This window comes from Streptomyces sp. XD-27 (assembly GCF_030553055.1).
Lineage (GTDB): Bacteria > Actinomycetota > Actinomycetes > Streptomycetales > Streptomycetaceae > Streptomyces.
In genome coordinates, this window is record NZ_CP130713.1 from 3,198,415 (window position 1) to 3,213,994 (window position 15,580).

The following is a 15,580-nucleotide window of genomic DNA, read 5'->3' on the forward strand; positions in this document are numbered from 1 at the left end:
CCGCATGGCTGAACCCCGCACCGTCGTCCTCGCCTCCGCCTCCCCCGCCCGACTGGGCCTGCTGCGGCAGGCGGGGCTCGCCCCCGAGGTGATCGTCAGCGGTGTCGACGAGGACGCCCTCGACGCCGACTCGCCCGCCGAGCTGGCGCTGGTGCTCGCCGAGGCCAAGGCCGCCGCGGTGGCGGCCCAGCCCGCGGTGGCGGGCGCGCTGGTCATCGGCTGCGACTCGGTGCTGGAGCTGGATGGCCAGGCGCTCGGCAAGCCCGTCGACGAGGAGGACGCCACCGCCCGCTGGAAGGCGATGCGCGGCCGCTCCGGGGTGCTGCGCACCGGCCACTGCGTGATCGACACGGCGAGCGGGCGGCGGTCCTCCGCGACGGCCTCCACCACGGTCCGCTTCGGCGAGCCGACCGACGCCGAGATCGCGGCGTACGTGGCCAGCGGCGAACCGCTCCACGTGGCGGGCGCGTTCACCCTCGACGGCCGGTCGGCACCGTTCATCGACGGCATCGACGGCGACCACGGCAACGTGATCGGCCTGTCGCTGCCGCTGCTGCGCCGCCTGCTGGCCGAGCTGGACGTGTCCATCACGGACCTGTGGGCGCCCGAGGCCTGAGCCGGCCCGCGCCCGGGTCAGGCGGGTTCGGGGTCCGGGTCACCGGCGGGGTCCGGGGCGCCCCGGTCCGCAATCCCGCCGGAGGCGTCGTCGTACGCCATCAGCGTCAGCACGATCAGCCCCAGCACCACCATCAGCCCCGCGAACGCCGCCCAGCCCACCAGACCGACCGTCAGCGCGCCGAGCAGCCCGTGCACCACCGCGCAGACGATGAGCAGGATGCGGGCGAACCGGCCGGGGCCGCGGTCGCGGACCGCCGCGCGCAGCAGCACCAGCCCGCAGAACAGCAGATAGAGGCCGAAGACGCCGCCCATGACCCAGGTGCCGACGGACATCGCGTCGGGGTCCATGCCTCCCATGGACATGTCCTGACGGTCGACCACCAGCCCGAGGATCCAGTTGAGCAGGGCGATGCCGACCGCTTCCACGATCAGTACCACTGCCGCCGCCGCGGCCACCGGCCTGCGCGCCGTAGCACCCACCCCGCCCACCCCTTCCCCTGCCTGACTCCGGGCCGTTACCCCGAGTACGTTCGACAGCGGCACGCTACTAACGGGTAAGCCCGTGGACAAGGGGTCTGCGGCGGCTGACTGCGGCTCGCGACCGCGCGGCAAAGTTTCCGCCACCTGTTCGTAGGAATCCCACAAAGAAACGCGGTCCGCCGCTGCTCGCCGCGGCGGAGACCTTGGCCACACCACGAGCCCGCCGGTGACCCCGAAAACCGGGCGTACCGTGGAGCGACAGAGGATTTCCCAGGCCGCCCGGAGGCTCCTTCACGCTCCGTGTGGTCAAGCTCACCCCCGGAGTCTCCTCGGCGCGGAGTGTCGCCAGTACCTAAACTCGGCTTGTTTCAAGGAGGGAGCCATCGTGCGCAAGGTGCTCATCGCCAATCGTGGCGAAATCGCTGTCCGCGTTGCCCGGGCGTGCCGGGATGCCGGGATCGCGAGCGTTGCCGTGTACGCCGATCCGGATCGGGACGCTGTGCATGTGCGCGCGGCTGATGAGGCCTACGCGCTGGGTGGTGACACCCCGGCCACCAGCTATCTGGACATGGGCAAGGTCCTCTCGGCGGCGAAGGACGCGGGGGCGGACGCGGTCCATCCCGGGTATGGGTTCCTGTCGGAGAACGCGGAGTTCGCGCAGGCGGTGCTGGATGCGGGTCTGATCTGGATCGGTCCGCCGCCGCAGGCGATCCGGGATCTGGGTGACAAGGTCGCTGCTCGTCATATCGCGCAGCGTGCCGGTGCCCCGCTGGTCGCGGGCACCCCCGACCCGGTCTCCGGTGCGCAGGAGGTGGTGGCGTTCGCGGAGGAGCATGGTCTGCCGATCGCGATCAAGGCGGCGTTCGGTGGCGGCGGGCGCGGGTTGAAGGTCGCCCGCACCCTGGAAGAGGTCCCCGAGCTGTACGACTCCGCCGTCCGCGAGGCCGTTGCGGCGTTCGGCCGGGGCGAGTGCTTCGTCGAGCGGTATCTGGACAAGCCCCGCCATGTGGAGACCCAGTGCCTGGCCGACAGTCACGGCAACGTGGTGGTGGTCTCCACCCGTGACTGCTCCCTCCAGCGCCGGCATCAAAAGCTGGTGGAGGAGGCCCCGGCCCCGTTCCTGTCCGTGGAGCAGAACGCCGAGCTGTATGCCGCGTCGAAGGCCATCCTCAAGGAGGCCGGGTATGTGGGTGCGGGCACCGTGGAGTTCCTCGTCGGCGCGGACGGCACGATCTCCTTCCTCGAGGTCAACACCCGCCTGCAGGTCGAGCACCCGGTCACCGAAGAGGTCACCGGCATCGACCTGGTCCGCGAGATGTTCCGCATCGCCGATGGTGAGGAACTGGGCTATGGCGATCCGGTGGTGCGGGGGCACAGTTTCGAGTTCCGTATCAACGGTGAGGACCCGGGCCGGGGTTTCCTGCCCGCCCCCGGCACGGTGACGGCCTTCGCCCCGCCGTCGGGTCCGGGTGTGCGGCTGGACGCGGGTGTGGAGTCCGGGAGTGTGATCGGCCCGGCGTGGGACTCCCTCCTGGCGAAGCTGATCGTCACCGGCGCCACCCGCGAGCAGGCACTGCAGCGGGCGGCCCGCGCCCTGGCGGAGTTCCGCGTGGAGGGCATGGCGACGGCGATCCCGTTCCACCAGGCCGTCGTCACCGACCCGGCGTTCACCGCTGATCCGTTCACGGTCCACACGCGGTGGATCGAGACGGAGTTCGTCAACGAGATCAAGCCGTTTGCTTCTGCTGTGGATGCCGAGGCGGAGGACGAGGCGGGTCGTGAGACGGTCGTCGTCGAGGTCGGCGGCAAGCGTCTGGAGGTCTCCCTCCCCGCCTCCCTGGGCGTGGCCACGGTCGGCGCCGGCGGTGGTGGGGGTGCGCGTAAGCCGAAGCGGAAGGCGGCGAAGAAGACCGGCTCGGCCGTGTCCGGAGACGCGTTGGCCTCCCCGATGCAGGGCACGATCGTGAAGGTCGCGGTCGAGGAAGGCCAGCAGGTCGCAGAAGGCGACCTCGTCGTCGTCCTGGAAGCGATGAAGATGGAACAGCCCCTCAACGCCCACCGCGCGGGCACCATCAAGGGCCTGACCGCCGAAGTCGGCGCCTCCCTCACCTCCGGCGCCGTCATCTGCGAGATCAAGGACTGAACCCCGAGTACGGACGCCGAGTACGACGAACGGAGCCCCCGGCCGCCACCGCGGCCGGGGGCTCCGTTCGTCGTGGGTCAGGGGCCGCCGCTCAGTCCCTCCCGTCGGCCACGTCCTCCGGGAACGTCAACTGCCGTCCCATCCACTCCAGGGACGCGGGGAGTTCCCGCCGCCACGTGCGGAAGTTGTGGCTCCCCCGGTCCAGGACGATCGACTCGGCGCGCATCGGCGGCTTGACGGCGTCCAGGAACTCGCGCGCCTGCGGGTAGTTCTTCTCGCCCTCGCGGCTGGTGGCCACCAATACGGACACCTGCGGCGCCGGAAGGTGCTTCAGCCGCCACATCAGGTCGTGTTCGCGCATCCGGCGGAGCCGGGCCTCGCCGCTGCCGAAGAGGTTCCCGGTCGTGGGGTCGTTCGTGACGCGGTAGTCGGGCGACAGCGCGGCCGCCGCCGTGTACGTGTCGGGGTGACGCATGGTCAGCTGGAGCGCACAGCTGCCGCCGGAGGAGTACCCGAGCGCGCCCCACGCGCTCGGGTCCTGCCCCACGCGGTAGTGCCCCTTGAGCGCCTCGGGCAGGTCCTTCTGGAAGAAGGTCTCCGCCTGGGGGCCGCCGGGGACGTCCACGCACTGGGTGTCGCGCGGCGGGGCGATGGTGGGTCGGATCATCACGATGACGCTGGGCGGCAGCTTCCCCTCGCCGATCAGCTTCCCCGCGGTCTGCGGCACGCGCAGGTGCTGCGCGAGCAGGAACGATCCGCCGGGGTAGCCGCTGATGGCGACGATGACGGGGAACCGCTGCCGGTTGTACTGGCGCTGGAAGTACTGCGGCGGCAGGTAGACGTACGCCGGGGTCGCCCGCTGGCTGCGGCGCCCGAGGATCCGGACCGACTCGACCTTGCCGACCCGGTCCGGCGACCCCTTGGGCAGCCCGTGGACCTTGTCCAGCTTCTCCGGACCAGCGGACTGCACCAACCCGCCGGACGGGTCGCCCGGGCTCCCGTCGTCGCCCCCCTCCCCCCACTTCGACAGGGCGGCGGGCGCGGTGTCGTCGTTGCCGAGCAGCTCGTCCCAGGTGCCGTAGAACTGGAAGTTCGCGTTGACCGCGAGGGCGAAAGAGGTGACGATCGCCACCTGGGTGACGGCGATGGAGCCGAGTCTCCCGAGTACCGCGGGTATCGTCCGCCCGGCGAAACGCGGCCACAGCCAGACCGTGAGCCCCACGCTGAGGACGGCGACCGCGATCACCGTGTAGAGCAGCGAGCGGCTGGTCAGTTCCATCATGTCCTTCGTCTCCACTCTCGTCCCGCGCGCCCCCCGAGCCACGCCGACATGAGGGATGCCGGTTGCGCGGCACGGCGTTGCCGGGGTCGGAAGGGCTTCGCGAACTGTTCGCCGTCCCGCATCCGCCGTTCGCCTGGAGGTCACCACCCGGCCACCGTCCCCGGACGCGGCCGTCCAGGGGGTGGCATGCTGGCCGGAGAGCCCACTGGCAGCCCGAGGAAGGAAGGACCGGCGATGGCGACCGAGGCGGCGCAGACGCCAGCACGGCCCATGCGCGCGGACGCGCGTCGCAACTACGAACGGCTGCTGGCCGAGGCCCGCACGGCCTTCGCCGAGCACGGCACCGACGCCTCACTGGAGGACATCGCGCGCCGGGCGGGCGTCGGCATCGGCACCCTCTACCGCCACTTCCCCCATCGCACCGCGCTGATGGGGGCCGTGTTCTACGGCGAGCTGGACGCGCTCATGGCGCGCTCGCGGGAGCTGGCACAGGCGCCGCAGCCGTGCCGCGCGCTGGTGGACTGGCTGCGGGCCGTCATCGACCACGCCAGTACGTACCGGGGGCTGTCGCAGGCGTTCCTCTCCGCGTCCGCCGGGGAGAGCGCGGAGCTGTCCCGGTGCAGCGAGCCGCTGCGGGAGGCGGGTGGCGCGCTGCTGGCCCGCGCGCAGCAGGCCGGATCGGTGCGGGCGGATGTCGAGATCACCGATCTGATGCAGCTGACGAACGCGATCGCGCTGGCGGTGGAGCAGTCCCCGGACGACCCGGACCTGGCCGACCGCCTGCTGACCCTGACCCTCACGGGCCTCAAGCCCCGCTAAGGCCGCCCGCCGCGAGGCGTCACGGCCGCCCGCCGCGCGGCGACACCGCCACCCGTGCCCCGTCGGCGATCGGCACCGCCCCGTTGCGCAGCTGCGATCCGCCGCCCGGCCCCTGCGGGTGACCGCGGCGCGGCCCCGGCAGCGGCATGCCGTCCTCGGCACCGCGCCCGGAGGAGTGCTGGCCGGGCTGGCCGGGAGCGAGCCGCGCGGCCTGCCGTCCGGGCGCCTGGCCCGGCCCCGCAGCACCCGAACCCGTACCCGCACCCGCGTTCGTCTCACCGCCACCAGGCGGTCCCCCGGCGCCCGGTCCGGACGCCGCGCCCGGCCCGGCCACCGCGATCTGCACCCCTGGTCGGCGAGGGCCTGGAGCTCGGTCGCGGCACGCTCCTCGTGCGCGGGCGGCTCGTCGGTCACCAGCCGGGTGATCACGTCGGTGGGCACCGTCTGGAACATGGTGTCGGTGCCGAGCTTGGTGTGGTCGGCCAGGACCACCACCTCCGCCGCGGCCTGCACCAGCGCCCGGTCCACGCTCGCCGACAGCATGTTGGACGTGGACAGCCCGCGCTCGGCGGTCAGTCCGCTGCCCGAGAGGAAGGCGCGGGAGACCCGCAGCCCTTGCAGGGACTGCTCGGCTCCGCTGCCGACCAGCGCGTAGTTCGAGCCGCGCAGGGTGCCGCCGGTCATCACGACCTCGACCCGGTTGGCGTGCGCCAGCGCCTGCGCGACGAGCAGGGAGTTGGTGACCACGGTGAGGCCCGGGACGCGGGCGAGCCTGCGGGCCAGCTCCTGCGTCGTCGTCCCGGCGCCGACCACGACGGCCTCGCCCTCCTCGACGAGACCGGCCGCGAGGTCGGCGATGGCCGTCTTCTCCGCGGTCGCTAGGTGGGATTTCTGCGGGAAGCCGGACTCCCTGGTGAATCCGCCCGGCAGGACGGCACCGCCGTGCCGGCGGTCCAGCAGCCCTTCTGCCTCCAGCGCCCGCACGTCCCGCCGTACGGTCACTTCTGAGGTCTGGACGACGCGGGCGAGCTCGCGGAGCGACACCGCTCCGTTCGCGCGCACCATTTCAAGGATCAATTGGCGACGTTCTGCAGCGAACACGAAACTGACAGTAACGCCAACGACCGTCTTGTTTCAGCGGCTTGCACCAAATATCGGAAGTTGATCAGCTGCGACGCCGCGAGATGGTATAGGCGATTCCGCTCAGGCTCCGTGGAGCCTCGCAGCGGATTCCGGCTCAGACCTCGCGCTGCGTCTTCCTCGTGTGCAACTGCCGCGCCACCTCGGCGATGGAGCCGGACAGCGACGGGTAGACCGTGAAGGCGTTGGCGATCTGCTCGACGGTCAGGTTGTTGTCGACCGCGATCGAGATGGGGTGGATCAGCTCGCTCGCGCGCGGCGCGACCACGACACCGCCGACCACGATCCCCGTACCCGGGCGGCAGAAGATCTTCACGAAGCCGTCCCGGATGCCCTGCATCTTGGCGCGCGGGTTGCGCAGCAGCGGCAGCTTCACCACCCGGGCGTCGATCTTGCCCGCGTCCACGTCCGCCTGGGAGTAGCCGACGGTGGCGATCTCCGGGTCGGTGAACACGTTCGCCGAGACCGTCTTGAGGTCCAGCGGCGCGACCGCGTCGCCGAGGAAGTGGTACATCGCGATCCGGCCCTGCATCGCCGCCACCGACGCCAGCGCGAAGACGCCGGTGCAGTCGCCCGCCGCGTACACGCCGGGCGCGCTGGTGCGCGAGACCTTGTCGGTCCAGATGTGCCCGGACTCGTGCAGCCGGACGCCCGCCTCCTCCAGGCCGATGTCCGCGGTGTTGGGGATGGAGCCGACGGCCATCAGGCAGTGCGTACCGGTGATGACCCGGCCGTCCGCCAGCGTCACCTCCACCCGGTCGCCGACCCGCTTGGCGGCCTGCGCCCGGGACCGCGCCATGACGTTCATCCCGCGCCGCCGGAAGACGTCCTCCAGCACCGCGGCCGCGTCCGGGTCCTCGCCCGGCAGCACCCGGTCGCGGCTGGAGACCAGCGTCACCTTGGAGCCGAGCGCCTGGTACGCGCCCGCGAACTCGGCGCCGGTGACACCCGAGCCGACCACGATCAGCTCTTCGGGCAGCTCGTCCAGGTCGTAGACCTGCGTCCAGTTCAGGATCCGCTCGCCGTCCGGCAGCGCGTCCGGGATCTCCCGCGGGTGCGCGCCGGTGGCGATCAGTACCGCGTCCGCGGTGAGCGTCTCCTCCGTACCGTCGGCGGCCCGCACGATCACCTGGCGGGATCCGTCCGGCGCCTGGCCGGGGGCGAGCCGGCCGCGGCCGCGCGTGACCCGGGCGCCCGCCCGGGTCACGGAGGCGGTGATGTCGTGCGACTGGGCGAGCGCGAGGCGTTTCACGCGGCGGTTGACCTTGCCCAGGTCGACGCCGACGACGCGGGCCGCCTGCTCCAGCGGCGGGGTGTCATCGGCGACGATGATCCCCAACTCCTCGTACGAAGAGTCGAAGGTCGTCATGACCTCGGCGGTGGCGATCAACGTCTTCGACGGCACGCAGTCGGTCAGCACCGACGCCCCGCCCAGACCGTCGCAGTCGACGACGGTCACCTCCGCGCCGAGCTGGGCGGCCACCAGTGCCGCCTCATAGCCGCCGGGTCCGCCACCGATGATCACGATCCGAGTCACGTGTTCCATTGTCCCGCACCCATCAAAACCACTCCGCCCGGGGCTCTCGGCAGCGGCTCCCCCGCGCGCACCCGCCCGTATTCCATCCGTATGTCGTATGAATCTCTCTACGAGACTGCCACCTCAGAGGCCATTGCGCCGCACTCCCGTACCCTCGAAGTCATGTCGCTCTACGCCGCGTACGCCGGCAACCTCGACGCGCGGCTGATGACCCGCCGCGCACCGCACTCTCCGCTGCGCGGCACCGGATGGCTCTCCGGCTGGCGGCTGACCTTCGGCGGCGAGCAGATGGGCTGGGAGGGGGCCCTGGCCACCATCGTGGAGGCCCCCCGGTCGCAGGTCTTCGTCGCGCTCTACGACATCGCGCCCATGGACGAGGAGTCCATGGACCGGTGGGAGGGCGTGGGCCTCGACATATACCGCCGCATGCGGGTCCGCGTACACACCCTCGACGGCGACGAGGCGGCGTGGGTGTACGTCCTCAACGGCTACGAGGGCGGGCTGCCCTCGGCCCGCTACCTCGGGGAGATCGCGGACGCGGCGGAGTCGGCGGGCGCGCCGCACGACTACGTGATGGAACTGCGCAAGCGGCCGTGCTGAACGGCTCCCCCGGGGCCCGCCGCACGGCTCACCCTGACCTGCGCTGACCTGCGCCGGTCTGCCCCGCCCCGCTGAACGGCTTCACACGCGGAACGCAACGGTCGGAACATCCGAACACACCGGCCCGAAGCCTGTCGGAACACAACGATCCGAACACCGTGACAAGGAATGTCTACGCGCGTAGGCCATGAGCGGTTACCCTCGTCCGCGTGAACGCATCTGTTACTTCGGACATCCAGGGCGACCCGTACGCCGCCGCCGACGCCGCTGCCGCGCGACTGCGTGAGCTCACCGGTGCCGAGACCCACGATGTGGCCCTCGTCATGGGCTCCGGTTGGGTCCCCGCCACGGACGCTCTCGGCACGCCGGAGCACGAGTTCCCGGTCACCGAACTGCCGGGCTTCCCGCCGCCGGCCGTCGCGGGCCACGCGGGCACGATCCGCTCGTACAAGATCAACGACAAGCGCGTCCTGGTCTTCCTCGGCCGCACCCACTACTACGAGGGCCGTGGTGTGGCCGCCGTCGCGCACGGCGTCCGCAGCGCCGCCGCCGCGGGCTGCAAGACCATCGTGCTGACCAACGGCTGCGGCGGCCTGCGCGAGGGCATGCGACCCGGCCAGCCGGTGCTGATCAGCGACCACATCAACATGACCGCCACCTCGCCGATCGTCGGCGCGAACTTCGTCGACCTCACCGACCTGTACTCGCAGCGGCTGCGCACGCTGTGCAAGGAGGTCGACCCGTCGCTGGAGGAGGGCGTCTACCTCCAGTTCCCCGGCCCGCACTACGAGACCCCGGCGGAGATCCACATGGCCCGCACCCTGGGTGCGGACCTGGTCGGCATGTCCACGACGCTGGAGGCCATCGCGGCCCGCGAGGCGGGCGCCGAGGTGCTGGGCATCTCGCTGGTCACGAACCTGGCCGCGGGCATGACCGGCGAGCCCCTCAACCACGAGGAAGTTCTCCAGGCCGGCCGCGACTCCGCTGCCCGGATGGGCACCCTGCTGGCGCAGATCCTGGACCGGCTCTAGGCCTCCCGGCGGAGCACCGTATGAGGCGGGGCACCGTATTGCTCGTGTACGCGGGCGTCCGCGGCCGGTGGCCGGGGCGCCCGCGTCCGTGCGTGGGTCGGGGCTTCCCCGCAGGGGCAACCCCGGTTCCGGGTACCTGTACGCCCGTATCCATCGGCACCGCCGCGACATGATCGACCCGACACCACCACCCGACCGACCCTCCGGAGGAGCACCCGTGGAGTCCGCAGAGTCCGCACTCATCGCCCGCGCCCGCGCCTGGCTGGCCGAGGACCCCGACCCCGACACCCGCGCCGAGCTCGCCAAGCTGCTCGACGCCGCGGACGTGGACGAGATCGGCGCCCGGTTCTCCGGCACCCTCCAGTTCGGCACCGCCGGACTCCGCGGTGAGCTGGGCGCGGGCCCCATGCGAATGAACCGCTCCGTCGTGATCCGCGCCGCCGCGGGCCTCGCCGCGTACCTGAACGCCCAGGGCCACACCGGCGGCCTCGTGGTCATCGGCTACGACGCCCGCTACAAGAGCGCCGACTTCGCCCGCGACACCGCCGCCGTGATGACCGGCGCCGGGCTGCGGGCCGCGCTGCTCCCCGGCCCGCTGCCCACCCCCGTCCTCGCCTTCGCCATCCGGCACCTGGGCGCGGTCGCGGGCGTCGAGGTCACCGCGAGCCACAACCCGCCGCGCGACAACGGCTACAAGGTCTACCTCGGCGACGGCTCCCAGATCGTGCCGCCCGCCGACGGCGAGATCGCGGCCGAGATCGCGGCCGTCGCCTCGCTGGACGACGTGCCGCGCCCGGCGGACGGCTGGGAGACGCTCGGCGACGAGGCGCTGGCCGCGTATCTGGCCCGTACGGACGCGGTCCTCACGGCCGGCTCGCCGCGCGCGGTGTCCGTCGTCTACACGCCGATGCACGGCGTCGGCCGGACCACCCTGACGGCCGCGTTCGAACGGGCCGGCTTCCCCGCGCCGACCGTGGTGGCCGAGCAGGCCGACCCGGACCCGGACTTCCCCACCGTCGCCTTCCCCAACCCGGAGGAGCCGGGCGCCATGGACCTGGCGTTCGCCACGGCGCGCGCGGCGGCGGACGCGGGTGACGGTCCGGACATCGTCATCGCCAACGACCCGGACGCCGACCGCTGCGCCGTGGCGGTCCCGGACCCGGCGGGCGAGTCCGGCTGGCGGATGCTGCGCGGCGACGAGGTCGGCGCGCTGCTGGCCACGCATCTGGCCCGCAAGGGGGCCCGCGGCACGTTCGCGACGACGATCGTCTCGTCCTCGCTGCTGTCCCGGATCGCGGCCGCCGCCGGCGCGCCGTACGAGGAGACGCTGACCGGTTTCAAGTGGCTGGCGCGCGTCGACGGGCTCGCCTACGCCTACGAGGAGGCGCTCGGCTACTGCGTCGACCCGGCCGGGGTCCGCGACAAGGACGGCGTCACCGCCGCGCTGCTCGTGGCCGAGCTGGCCGCCACGCTCAAGGCGGAGGGCCGGACGCTGACCGACCTGCTGGACGAGATCGCGCTGGAGCACGGCCTGCACGCGACCGACCAGCTCTCCGTCCGGGTCGAGGACCTGTCGCTGATCGGGGCCGCGATGGCGCGCCTGCGCGAGCAGCCGCCGACCGAGCTGGCCGGGCTCGCGGTCGCCTCCGCCGACGACCTGACGCAGGGTACGGAGACGCTGCCGCCGACGGACGGCCTGCGCTACCGGCTCTCCGGTACGAGTACGGGTGCGGACGGCGTGCGGTCCGCCCGCGTCGTGGTCCGCCCGAGCGGCACCGAGCCGAAGCTGAAGTGCTACCTGGAGGTCGTGGTCGACGCCCCCTCGGCCGAGGCCCTGGAGTCGGCCCGTACGACGGCCGACCGCGTCCTGGCCGCGCTCAAGACCGACCTGGCGGCGGCCGCGGGCATCTGACCGGCGGCCGGTAACCCACCGGCACAGGCACAGCCATCGGGGCTCCGCTCCGGACCGACGGGTCCGGAGCGGAGCCCCGATGCCGTGAGGGCCGAGCGAAGCTCACCGCACACGCCGCACGGCCACCGCACACGCCGCACGGCGGCGGCCCGGCCACGCCCACGGAAGAGTGCACCTCGTACTGCACGTGCAGCAACTCCCCGGCGCGGCGGCTTCCGTCGCCCCGCACGCTGGACCTCCAGGCCCCCGCCACAGGAGTTGCTGCCGTGCTCCCCTACGCATCCCCTGAGACCTCGGCCGCGCAGGGCGTTCCCGCCGCTGCGCCACCCGGCCCCGCACCGGCCGCCGGGACGCTCCGGCGGTTCCACCGCGAGCTGCGCCGGGCCGGGCCCGCGCTGCTCGGTTACGCGGCCGTACGGCTGTTGGGCATCGTCGTCCTCGCGCGCTGGGCGCACGCCAAGGGCCACGGGCTGTGGCCGCAGCTCGCGCACCAGTGGGACTCCCGGTGGTACCTGGGGATAGCCGACCACGGCTACGACCGCGCCCTGACCGGCGCCCGCGACAGCTGCGACCTGGCGTTCTTCCCGCTCTACCCGGTGCTGGTCAAGGCCGTCGCCGGCGTCACGCCCGGCTCCCGCGCCACGATCGGGCTCCTGCTGTCCCTCGCCGCGTCGGTGGTGGCGGCATGGGGGATATTCGCGGTCGGCGACCGGGTGCACGGGCGCCGGGTGGGGATACTCCTCGCCGTGCTGTGGGGCGCGACGCCGGTCGCCCTCGTCCAGTCGATGGGCTACACCGAGTCCCTGTTCACCGCGCTGACGGCGTGGTCGCTGTGGGCGGTGCTGACCGGCCGGTGGATATGGGCCGGGTCGCTGTCACTGCTGGCCGGGCTCACCCGGCCCACGGGCGTGGCGGTGGCGGCGGCGGTGCTGGTCAGCGCGGCAGCGGCGCTGTGGGCGCGGCGGCACGCGGATCCGGGCGCGGCGCCGGACCGGCCACGGGCACCGGACCGGCCAGGGGCCCCGGACCGGCCGGGCGTCCGGCCGGGGGGCTGGCCGTACGACACCGGCGGGACCCGCCTCCGCATCGTTCTGGGCGCGGCCCTCGCCCCCCTCGGCTGGCTCGGCTACCTCGCGTGGGTGGGCCACCGGCTCGGCCGCTGGGACGGCTACTTCGCGGTCCAGAAGACCTGGACCAACGAACTCGACTGGGGCATACGCACCCTGCGGGACATGCGCAGCAATCTCGTCTACCAGTCCCGCCCCGAACTGTTCCTGGTCGTGGTCTCGGTGACACTCATGGCCGCCGTGGTCCTCTACGCCGTGTGCGTGGCCGACCGCCAGCCGCTGCCGCTGCTGGTGTTCACCGGGGTGCTGCTGCTGATCGTGCTGGGCAGCGGCGGCGTGTACTTCCCGCGGGCCCGGTTTCTGCTGCCGGCCTTCCCGCTCCTGCTGCCCATCGCGGTCGCGGTCGCGGGGGCCACCCGCCGTACGAAGGTGCTGGTGCTGGGCGGAGCGGCGCTGTCGTCGGCGTACTTCGGCGCGTACATGGTGCTGGTCTGGCCCAGCGCGCCATGACGAACAGGCCCACGAAGGACGGGTCCACGAGGGACCAGGAGCCGAGCCCGTACGCCGCCGCCGACTCAGACTCGGACTCAGCCCACTGACTCGGACTCAGCCCACCAGGAACAGCACGATCATCAGCACCGCCCCCGCCACCGACGGCGCGATGACCTCGAACGCCCAGCGCACCTCCGGCTCGCCCTGCGCGGTCTCCCGCGAGGCGTTGTCCTCGGCCAGCTCCCGCAGGTCGTCGATGATCTGGTCCGCAGGGGCCCGCAGCTCGGGGTCCCCGCCTCGCGTGTGCGCGGAGGTGCGCCCGAACGGGTCCTCGGCCGCCGCCCGCGACTGCTGCCGGGCGGCCCGCTTGCGCTGGCGGATCGAGACGGGGACGGCCCAGAGCTGGTACGTGGCACCGCCCGCCAGCACCTCGCTGCTGTACCCGGCCCGTACGCCCTCGACCGAGGCCCAGGGCAGCGTGATCGTACGGAAAGGATTCCGCACCCGGAGCCGGTCGGCGCCCGCGAACACGGCGGGCCGCAGCGTGAACGCCACCACCAGCGGCACCAGGCACAGCAGCCCGGCCAGCGCCAGCCACGGCGTGCGCCCCTCCCCCCGGAGCAGCGCGTCCCCGCCGAGCCACGCCCCGAGCGCGAGCAGCAGCACACCGCCCGCGATCCCGCCGGAGGAGCGGAAGACGCGGTCGGCGTACGGCGTCTCCTCGGGCGGCTCGGGCCGGCGGGGAGCGGAGGAGGAGTGATCGTCGTCCGGGCTCGTCATGGGCCCGATTCTGCCCGACACCCCACGGTGCGGACGTTGCAGTACGGCATCGACTGCGCCCGCGCCGCGCGGTCGCCCGCGTGCGGCCGATCAGTCCTCGCGGGCCCGGTCCACCAGCTCGTTGGCATCCTGTTCAAGCTGATCCGGACTGCCCATGGCGATCGCGATGGGCTGCATCCCTTGCGTGTTCGCGCTCTGCCACTCGTTGGCCAGTTCCAGCTGTCTCTCCCTGGACTGCTGACTCACCCACTGCCGGTTCCGCGAGGACAGGGCGTTCAAGAACACCGACAGCGGATCCGCCGCGTACAGATCACTCATCGCGTTCCTCTCTGCGGGGTGAATTCAACCCGGTACGGGGGCGAGAAGGGGAAGCCGGGGAAAGAGATCCCCCGGGACAGAAGCCACGTACCGCCCCACGCCCCCATTGCACTCATACGGCCTCAAAGGCGCCTGTCCAGCGCCCTCCCGCGCGCCCCGCCCCCAAACGGACCCTGAAAGGGCCACCCCCACCGGCCCCCTGAGAAGACCCGCCGCCGGCCCCTGAAAAGACCGCCGCCGGCACACATCGGCACCGCCGCAAGGAGCACGACCATGAGCCGCACCCTCCCCCTCCTCCTGACCCTGGCGTGCACGACGGCCACGGGCCTGCTCACCACCCCGCCCCCCGCCTCGGCCGCCGCGCCCCGCAACCCCGTCGTGTTCGTCCACGGCTACCAGGGCTCGGCCAACGACATGGCGACGATCCGCCAGACCTTCCTCGACGCCGGTTACCGCCCCGGCGACCTCTACGCGCTCGACTACCCCGACACCCAGACCAACGAGACCACCGCACGGCAGGTGGCCACACTCGTGAACACCGCCCTGGCCGACACCGGCCGGCCCAAGGCCGACCTGATCGGCTACTCGATGGGCAGCCTCAGCGCCCGCTACTACCTCAAGAACCTGGGCGGCACCGGCAAGATCGCCCACTTCGCCAGCATCGCGGGCGTCAACCACGGCACCGTCACGGCCTATCTGTGCGGAGCGGTCACCACCGATCCGGCCTGCCCGCAGATGGCACCGACGTCGGCGTTCCTGACACAGCTCAACGCGGACGACGAAACCCCGGGCGAGACGACCAAGTACGCCACGTGGGCGTCGCGCTGCGACACCGTGGTCATCCCCATCACCTCGGCCCGCCTGGACGGCGCCGCCAACCACTGGACCAGGAACTGCCCGGACCACACCGGCACCCTCAGGGACCCAGCGGTCCAGGCCGAGGTGGTCGCGCTGTTCCGTTCCTGACGCGGTGGCCACGGCGCCGAGCATCCCCTTGCGAGGATCGCCCGCCCGGTGACATGTCTCCGGACGGATGGCTGTCGTGTGCGGTGAAGACGAATGCCGCACCATCACCGTCCAGGCCGATGGTCAGTGATGCGTCCAGGGCCTTGGCCAAGCGTGTGAGCAGAGGCAGGGTCGGCACGGAGTCGCCGCCCTCGATGTTGGAGATCTGCGACTGAGTCATCTCGGCGCGCCGGGCCAGCTCGGTCTGCGACAGGCCGAGTTCCGTACGCCGATCGTAGACCGCCTGGCCGAGTGCGAATCCATATCCTGCCTCGACGTAGGCCGGGGACTCCTCGACTGCCTCACCCAGGAGCTTCTTCGTCCTGCGGATCTTCCACTGCGAGTGGTTCACTGCC

Annotated in this window: 13 protein-coding genes and 2 pseudogenes; 8 read left to right on the forward strand and 7 right to left on the reverse strand. The window is 72.4% G+C overall.

Translation table 11 applies throughout. From position 1 onward, the window contains the following. Positions 1 to 4 precede the first annotated feature (4 nt). Positions 5 to 616: a nucleoside triphosphate pyrophosphatase gene (locus Q3Y56_RS13425; RefSeq protein ID WP_304462164.1), complete on the forward strand. Its 612-nt coding sequence runs from the start codon at positions 5 to 7 to the stop codon at positions 614 to 616. Positions 617 to 633: 17 nt separating this feature from the next. Here the strand turns inward: Q3Y56_RS13425 and Q3Y56_RS13430 are convergent, their stop codons facing one another. Beyond that, on the reverse strand, positions 634 to 1,098 hold the full coding sequence (locus Q3Y56_RS13430; protein ID WP_304462165.1) for a hypothetical protein: 465 nt from the start codon (positions 1,096 to 1,098) through the stop codon (positions 634 to 636). Positions 1,099 to 1,483: 385 nt separating this feature from the next. Between Q3Y56_RS13430 and Q3Y56_RS13435 the strand changes: the two genes are divergently transcribed. Continuing rightward, positions 1,484 to 3,241: a biotin carboxylase N-terminal domain-containing protein gene (locus Q3Y56_RS13435; protein ID WP_304461910.1), complete on the forward strand. Its 1,758-nt coding sequence runs from the start codon at positions 1,484 to 1,486 to the stop codon at positions 3,239 to 3,241. A 91-nt stretch (positions 3,242 to 3,332) separates the two neighbouring features. Here Q3Y56_RS13435 and Q3Y56_RS13440 read toward each other — a convergent pair whose 3' ends face one another. Further along, the gene (locus Q3Y56_RS13440) at positions 3,333 to 4,520 is read right to left on the reverse strand and encodes an esterase family protein (RefSeq protein WP_304465592.1); all 1,188 of its coding nucleotides are present in this window, start codon (positions 4,518 to 4,520) and stop codon (positions 3,333 to 3,335) included. A gap of 237 nt (positions 4,521 to 4,757) precedes the next feature. Between Q3Y56_RS13440 and Q3Y56_RS13445 the strand changes: the two genes are divergently transcribed. Beyond that, on the forward strand, positions 4,758 to 5,342 hold the full coding sequence (locus Q3Y56_RS13445) for a TetR/AcrR family transcriptional regulator (protein ID WP_304462166.1): 585 nt from the start codon (positions 4,758 to 4,760) through the stop codon (positions 5,340 to 5,342). Positions 5,343 to 5,361: 19 nt separating this feature from the next. Here Q3Y56_RS13445 and Q3Y56_RS13450 read toward each other — a convergent pair. Together Q3Y56_RS13450 and Q3Y56_RS13455 are read right to left on the reverse strand one after the other, a co-directional pair. Continuing rightward, positions 5,362 to 6,407, reverse strand: a pseudogene (locus Q3Y56_RS13450) (DeoR/GlpR family DNA-binding transcription regulator). A gap of 172 nt (positions 6,408 to 6,579) precedes the next feature. Then, positions 6,580 to 8,028 (reverse strand): NAD(P)H-quinone dehydrogenase, encoded by a 1,449-nt coding sequence (locus tag Q3Y56_RS13455; RefSeq protein WP_304462167.1) that lies wholly within the window; start codon positions 8,026 to 8,028, stop codon positions 6,580 to 6,582. Positions 8,029 to 8,181: 153 nt separating this feature from the next. Between Q3Y56_RS13455 and Q3Y56_RS13460 the strand changes: the two genes are divergently transcribed. The 4 genes from Q3Y56_RS13460 (at position 8,182) to Q3Y56_RS13475 (ending at position 13,139) form a co-directional block, all read left to right on the forward strand. Then, positions 8,182 to 8,619, forward strand: a complete 438-nt coding sequence (locus Q3Y56_RS13460) for a gamma-glutamylcyclotransferase (protein WP_304462168.1) — start codon at positions 8,182 to 8,184, stop codon at positions 8,617 to 8,619. 209 nt (positions 8,620 to 8,828) lie between these two features. Continuing rightward, positions 8,829 to 9,650 (forward strand): purine-nucleoside phosphorylase, encoded by an 822-nt coding sequence (locus Q3Y56_RS13465; RefSeq protein ID WP_304462169.1) that lies wholly within the window; start codon positions 8,829 to 8,831, stop codon positions 9,648 to 9,650. Between the two features lie 217 nt (positions 9,651 to 9,867). After that, a complete protein-coding gene (locus Q3Y56_RS13470) occupies positions 9,868 to 11,562 on the forward strand; it encodes a phospho-sugar mutase (protein WP_304462170.1) in 1,695 nt (564 codons plus the stop codon). A gap of 374 nt (positions 11,563 to 11,936) precedes the next feature. Further along, entirely contained in the window at positions 11,937 to 13,139 is a 1,203-nt protein-coding gene (locus Q3Y56_RS13475; protein WP_304465593.1) for a hypothetical protein, read from the forward strand. A 96-nt stretch (positions 13,140 to 13,235) separates the two neighbouring features. On the opposite strand, the gene Q3Y56_RS13480 is transcribed toward Q3Y56_RS13475, so the two are convergent. Together Q3Y56_RS13480 and Q3Y56_RS13485 are read right to left on the reverse strand one after the other, a co-directional pair. After that, positions 13,236 to 13,901, reverse strand: coding sequence for a PH domain-containing protein (locus Q3Y56_RS13480; protein WP_304462171.1), 666 nt, complete (start codon positions 13,899 to 13,901; stop codon positions 13,236 to 13,238). Positions 13,902 to 13,991: 90 nt separating this feature from the next. Continuing rightward, a complete protein-coding gene (locus tag Q3Y56_RS13485) occupies positions 13,992 to 14,219 on the reverse strand; it encodes a hypothetical protein (RefSeq protein ID WP_304462172.1) in 228 nt (75 codons plus the stop codon). A gap of 273 nt (positions 14,220 to 14,492) precedes the next feature. Here Q3Y56_RS13485 and Q3Y56_RS13490 point away from each other — a divergent pair, with 273 nt between their 5' ends. After that, positions 14,493 to 15,185, forward strand: a complete 693-nt coding sequence (locus tag Q3Y56_RS13490; RefSeq protein ID WP_304462173.1) for a triacylglycerol lipase — start codon at positions 14,493 to 14,495, stop codon at positions 15,183 to 15,185. A 76-nt stretch (positions 15,186 to 15,261) separates the two neighbouring features. Here Q3Y56_RS13490 and Q3Y56_RS13495 read toward each other — a convergent pair. Beyond that, positions 15,262 to 15,576 (reverse strand): annotated as a pseudogene (locus tag Q3Y56_RS13495) (helix-turn-helix domain-containing protein); the annotation flags it as partial. Between the last annotated feature and the right edge of the window lie 4 nt (positions 15,577 to 15,580).

Bases quoted from the DNA above. Each gene is read 5' to 3' on its own strand.
- Q3Y56_RS13425 (WP_304462164.1), top strand. From the start codon at position 5: ATGGCTGAACCCCGCACCGTCGTCCTCGCCTCCGCCTCCCCCGCCCGA.
- Q3Y56_RS13440 (WP_304465592.1), bottom strand. From the start codon at position 4,520: ATGGAACTGACCAGCCGCTCGCTGCTCTACACGGTGATCGCGGTCGCC.
- Q3Y56_RS13445 (WP_304462166.1), top strand. From the start codon at position 4,758: ATGGCGACCGAGGCGGCGCAGACGCCAGCACGGCCCATGCGCGCGGAC.
- Q3Y56_RS13455 (WP_304462167.1), bottom strand. From the start codon at position 8,028: ATGGAACACGTGACTCGGATCGTGATCATCGGTGGCGGACCCGGCGGC.
- Q3Y56_RS13460 (WP_304462168.1), top strand. From the start codon at position 8,182: ATGTCGCTCTACGCCGCGTACGCCGGCAACCTCGACGCGCGGCTGATG.
- Q3Y56_RS13480 (WP_304462171.1), bottom strand. From the start codon at position 13,901: ATGACGAGCCCGGACGACGATCACTCCTCCTCCGCTCCCCGCCGGCCC.
- Q3Y56_RS13485 (WP_304462172.1), bottom strand. From the start codon at position 14,219: ATGAGTGATCTGTACGCGGCGGATCCGCTGTCGGTGTTCTTGAACGCC.
- Q3Y56_RS13490 (WP_304462173.1), top strand. From the start codon at position 14,493: ATGAGCCGCACCCTCCCCCTCCTCCTGACCCTGGCGTGCACGACGGCC.